Genomic DNA, 4,688 nt, shown 5'->3' with positions numbered 1-4,688 from the left:
CGCCGATAATGCCCCTGCCGGTTCGCCTGAACCGGCATTTCCCATTTGTCCTCCACCGCTCATTTTACGCAGCCCGCCTCTCGGCGCTGGGCTACACTGCCGGTAGCCCTAATGCGCTGATAAGGAAAAACAATGCGCCACTTGCCTCTGCTGACCCCCAGACTGATCCTGCGCCCGTTCACCGCCGACGATCTGCCCCACTTTACCGTCTACCGCAGCCACCCTGACGTGGCGCGCTATCAAAGCTGGAGCGACTACAGCGCCGCCGAGGCACAGGCCTTTTTCGCACAGCAACGGCGGCTCGAATTCAACCGTGACGACAGCTGGTTTCAACTGGCGGTCGAACGCCGCGAGGACGGCGCGTTGCTCGGCGATATCGCGGTGCATTTCTTCGATGAGGGGCGCCAGGCTGAACTGGGCGTGACCTTCGCGCCCAGCCACCAGCGTCAAGGACTGGCGCGCGAAGCGATGACCGCCGTCATCGCTCTGCTGTTCGGGCCGCTGGCGAAGCACCGTATTACTGCGGTGGTGGACGCGCGTAATCTTGCCGCCGCCACGCTGTTCGGCAAACTGGGTTTTCGGCGCGAGGCCTATTGGCGGCAAAACGTGTTTTTCAAAGGCGCATGGGGCGACGAATTCGGTTTCGCCCTGCTGCAAAGTGAATGGCGGGAGAATGCAAGGCATGACGTTGCTGAATAAATACCTTGGGCAATACCAGTTCTCGGAACGGCATGCGATCGCCATCGCCGCGCCGCAGGCGAGGATCCTGGCGGCCGTGGCCGCCTACGATCCCAAGCACGATCGTTTCTTCCGCAGCATGATAGCGCTGCGCGAATTGCCTGCGCGGCTAATGCCGCGCCGAACGCCCACCCCGCCGCCGTTTGGCCTGCATAACTTTTGCCTGCTTGAGCAGGATGACAGCGCGTTGGTCTATGGCCTGATCGGCCGCTTTTGGCAGGCTGAATACGGTCTGGAGCAGGTCGCTGACGGGGCGGGCTTTCTGGCCTTCGCTCAGCCCGGCGTCGCCAAACTGGCGCTGGGTTATATCGTGAGTCCCCCCGAGGGCGGGCGTTGTCGTCTGGTGACGGAAACGCGCATCTTCTGCCCCGACGACGCCAGCCGGCGGCGGTTTACCCCCTATTGGTATGCTATTCGCCTGGTGAGCGGGTTGATACGGCGCCGTATGTTGCGCGCCATTAAAACCGCCAGCGAAAGCAGGCGGTGAATCATTCACTAGATTGATTAATTTAAGAACATTCTTAGAGAATGAAAATCATTATCAGCCTATTTTTTAATCACAACAAGATAGTGTGAGAAGCCATTAACCCCGCCCCCTGCGGGGATTTTTTCGCCTATTTATCACCTGTTTCAGGAAATGCCTGCATAAACAGGAAGGTGCAAGGCTTGCGTTGATACTGATTGATCTGCGGCACCAGCCGGGTGAAATGCTCGGTCTGACAATGCGCGTCCAGGGCGGCGCGATCCGGCCAGCTTTCGATAAAAATAAAATGCCCGGGATCCTGCTGGTCGATGCACAGTTCATAACTGATGTTCAGCGGCTCTTGACGGGTTTTCTCCACCAGCTCGCGATACCACGGCATAACGGTGTCAATGTGTTCCGGGTGGATAAAATCTTCAGCGATGACCTTCAGCATGTTGCGCTCCTGCATTCTGTTTTGCCGTGCCTCACCTTATCGCCCTCACTCCCGAGATGAAAGCGCCATACTCCAGGTCTATCGCCGGGCTGCCAATTCGGTGATAGCGCACACAGATCTCGATCAAAGCGCTTGAACGCGCCCTGGCCCTGTGTGAACGTCTGATTAACAAAAAAGCAACACACCATTCACCATGGTGATGTCTGCATTAACCTGCCGACCCGATATGCGGCATTTTTTTCGCCCTTAAAGGCCTGACCATTAGACCTTTAAGGCTCACGAAGAAAGTCCGCTGTTACCGTCGTGTTGAGGGCAACGGCGCCAGGACGGTCCTTATGACCGACGCTTGTCATTCTCAGAAGAGAGGTTACCGCCAGTGAATCACGCCACCTATGCCGTTCCTGCGCTCAACGCCGCCATTCGCAAAACCTGGCGCAGACTGGTGCCCTTGATGTTCGCCATGTACTTCATCGCGTTTATCGATAGGGTTAACGTCGGCTTTGCCAAGGACGCGATGGCCATCGATATCGCACTGTCGCAATCCGCCTTTGCACTGGGCGCCGGAATATTTTTTGCCGCCTATGCGCTGTTTGGCATCCCGGCCAACCTGCTGATGAACCGCTGGGGGGCCAAACGCTGGCTCAGCGCCACCACCGCGCTGTGGGGGGCGCTGTCGGCCTGCACCGGGCTGGTGACCAATGAACAGCAATTTATCGTTCTGCGGTTTCTGCTGGGGATCGCCGAAGCCGGCTTTTACCCCGGCATCCTGCTGCTGGCGTCGATCTATTTTCCCAATAAGGTGCGCGCCTCGGTTATTGGCATTTTCGTGCTTGGCGTGCCGGCGGCCCTGACGCTCGGCTCACCGCTGTCGGGGGCATTGCTGGAGATGCACGGCGTGTTGGGTAAACCCGGCTGGTTCTGGATGTTCGTGCTGGAAGGGCTGCCGGCCGTCGCCCTCGGCATCTTCGCCTTTTTCTATCTCGACGATAACCCACGGCAGGCCCGCTTTCTGACCGAGGAAGAACGCACGGCGCTGGTGACACAATTGGCCGATGAACAGCAGCAGACCGAAACCAGCAGCGTCAAAGCGGCGATGAGCAGCGGCACCGTTTGGCATCTGGCGTTGATCTACGGCACCCTGCAGATTGGCGTATACGGCCTGATGTTTTTCCTGCCGTCGCAGGTCGCTTCACTGATGGGCACCCATCTCGGCTTCAAGGCCTCGCTGGTGGCCGCCATCCCCTGGGCGTTCTCCGCACTGGGCGTCTATTTCCTGCCGCGCTATGCCGACAGAAACACCGCCAGAAGATTACCGATCGCCGTCGGGTGCATGGTCGCCGCGGCGCTGGGGTTGGTGGTGTCTTCCTATGCCGGCCCTCTGCTCGCCATCGTCGCCCTGAGCTGCTGCGCAGTCAGTTTCCTGGCGGTGCAGCCGATTTTCTGGACGTTTCCCGCGCAGGTGCTCACCGGCCCGGCGCTGGCGGCCGGCATCGGTTTTTGCACCACGCTCGGCGCCGCATTCAGCTTTTTAGCCCCGCTGATCCGCACGGAGGCGGAACAGCGTTTTCACAGCCCGCATGCCGGGCCATTGGTGCTGGCCGCCTTTTCGCTGCTGTGCGCCACGCTGTTGTGGGCGCTCAGAAACCGGCGCGCCGACGTGAGCAAGCAAGACGCGGAGATTGCCGGATAGCGGCGCGTTATTTAACCCTTATTGAACCTGCGGATGGGACACTGGCTCTCAGCCCTCTCGCCCGCAGGTGTTAAATGGATGAATTGACGCACATTATCGCCAAATACAGTCCGGAACCGGGGATGTTGCTGCTGCTGATTTTCCTGTTCGCGCTGGGAAAATCCGTGATCGTGGTGTCTTCCGCCCTGCCGCCCGCCTCGGTGACGCTGCTGATGGGCATCGTTGCAGGCAAGCACGCGCTGCCCTTCGGCGCGGTTTGGGCGGCCATCGCCCTCGGCGCCGCGTTGGGCTCGATCCTGTCTTTCCACTGTGGCGCACGGCTGCACGGCCGCGATCTTGGCTGCCGGCTGCCGGCACGCTTTCACGCCCCGCTGCGCAAAGCGCAACGTTCCTTGCAAAAGCGCGGACTACCGCTGCTGTTCGCCTCGCGTTTTCTGGCGGTGATGCGTTACACCGTGCCGCTGATGGCCGGCATGCTGCAACTGCCGGCGCGGCGCGTCTATGCCACCGCCGCGCTCTCGGCCGCCGTCTGGGCGCTGCTTTTGATGTCGGCGGCGCATTTATTCCCCCGCTTCTTGACCTGAAAGATTCTTGGGCAAATGGCTCGCCCCTACGCCGACATTGCGCCAGCGCACAGCCTCTCTTGCCGTATAAACTGCGGTGCGACACCGCAGTTTGCGCCAGATCACCTTTCTGAACATCAGTCGAAAAATGCGAATTTTTTTGCAAAAAGCGCGCTTAAAACGGCGCAATGAGGGAACAAGCAAAGAAAAGCCTGAGCGTAACACGCTGATTTGGTTGGTGGGTGGTACAGGGTTCGAACCTGTGCCTCATTGATTAAGCGTCAACTGCTCTACCGACTGAGCTAATGACCCAACGCGGTAAGTTGCCCTCCTCGTCAGTGCCGCTGTCAAACGCTTCCACTCATTACTTTTTCTCATGCGAATTTTACAACCCTTTGTTTAATCAACGAGATAAGCCGCATAAGGTCTGTTAATCCCATCTTTTGAAGAGTAATCTTCCGCTCCCTGAACGTCCGATTTGCCTCCTCCGTGTAAAGATTGATCGACTTTTATCCCACGTATAAATGTTGTAAACATGTTGCACAAAGGTGGCGTTATTGCACTACCTTACTAAAGCCGGACCAACCGGATAAATGTATAAAAAAGAGCCACTTCAGAGCTCACGACTTCACTAATGACAGGTAAAACAGGACATCATCAGATGGTAGATCACTCTAAAATAGCGACTGACGCGACGCCCGCTTCAGAAGATCATCTACGGCGAAACCTCACTAACCGACATATTCAACTGATCGCCATCGGCGGCGCCATCGGCACCGG

General features: G+C 58.2%; 5 protein-coding genes and 1 tRNA gene. 4 read left to right on the top strand and 2 right to left on the bottom strand.

The window, feature by feature from the left end; all coding sequences use genetic code 11:
* The first annotated feature begins 132 nt into the window (after positions 1 to 132).
* Both ADK28_RS00200 and ADK28_RS00195 read left to right on the top strand, forming a co-directional pair.
* Positions 133 to 699, top strand: coding sequence for a GNAT family N-acetyltransferase (locus tag ADK28_RS00200; RefSeq protein WP_048794580.1), 567 nt, complete (start codon positions 133 to 135; stop codon positions 697 to 699).
* A complete protein-coding gene (locus ADK28_RS00195) occupies positions 683 to 1,225 on the top strand; it encodes a hypothetical protein (RefSeq protein ID WP_152929580.1) in 543 nt (180 codons plus the stop codon). Before ADK28_RS00200 ends, ADK28_RS00195 begins: the two co-directional genes overlap by 17 nt.
* A gap of 127 nt (positions 1,226 to 1,352) precedes the next feature.
* On the opposite strand, the gene ADK28_RS00190 is transcribed toward ADK28_RS00195, so the two are convergent.
* Positions 1,353 to 1,655, bottom strand: coding sequence for a putative quinol monooxygenase (locus ADK28_RS00190; RefSeq protein WP_048794581.1), 303 nt, complete (start codon positions 1,653 to 1,655; stop codon positions 1,353 to 1,355).
* Positions 1,656 to 2,106: 451 nt separating this feature from the next.
* On the opposite strand from ADK28_RS00190, the gene ADK28_RS00185 reads away from it, so the two are divergent.
* The gene (locus tag ADK28_RS00185) at positions 2,107 to 3,345 is read left to right on the top strand and encodes an MFS transporter (protein ID WP_249339698.1); all 1,239 of its coding nucleotides are present in this window, start codon (positions 2,107 to 2,109) and stop codon (positions 3,343 to 3,345) included.
* Between the two features lie 74 nt (positions 3,346 to 3,419).
* Entirely contained in the window at positions 3,420 to 3,929 is a 510-nt protein-coding gene (locus ADK28_RS00180; RefSeq protein ID WP_048794578.1) for a DedA family protein, read from the top strand.
* A gap of 215 nt (positions 3,930 to 4,144) precedes the next feature.
* On the opposite strand, the gene ADK28_RS00175 is transcribed toward ADK28_RS00180, so the two are convergent.
* Positions 4,145 to 4,220 (bottom strand) — tRNA-Lys (locus ADK28_RS00175).
* Positions 4,221 to 4,688: the final 468 nt, after the last annotated feature.

Source organism: Serratia sp. 506_PEND, from assembly GCF_001076875.1.
GTDB lineage: Bacteria > Pseudomonadota > Gammaproteobacteria > Enterobacterales > Enterobacteriaceae > Serratia > Serratia marcescens.
This window is presented reverse-complemented; position numbering and strand designations above follow the sequence as displayed.

Coding starts and splice junctions, on each gene's coding strand:
- ADK28_RS00200 (WP_048794580.1), top strand. CDS start 133: ATGCGCCACTTGCCTCTGCTGACCCCCAGACTGATCCTGCGCCCGTTC.
- ADK28_RS00195 (WP_152929580.1), top strand. CDS start 683: ATGACGTTGCTGAATAAATACCTTGGGCAATACCAGTTCTCGGAACGG.
- ADK28_RS00190 (WP_048794581.1), bottom strand. CDS start 1,655: ATGCTGAAGGTCATCGCTGAAGATTTTATCCACCCGGAACACATTGAC.
- ADK28_RS00185 (WP_249339698.1), top strand. CDS start 2,107: ATGTTCGCCATGTACTTCATCGCGTTTATCGATAGGGTTAACGTCGGC.
- ADK28_RS00180 (WP_048794578.1), top strand. CDS start 3,420: ATGGATGAATTGACGCACATTATCGCCAAATACAGTCCGGAACCGGGG.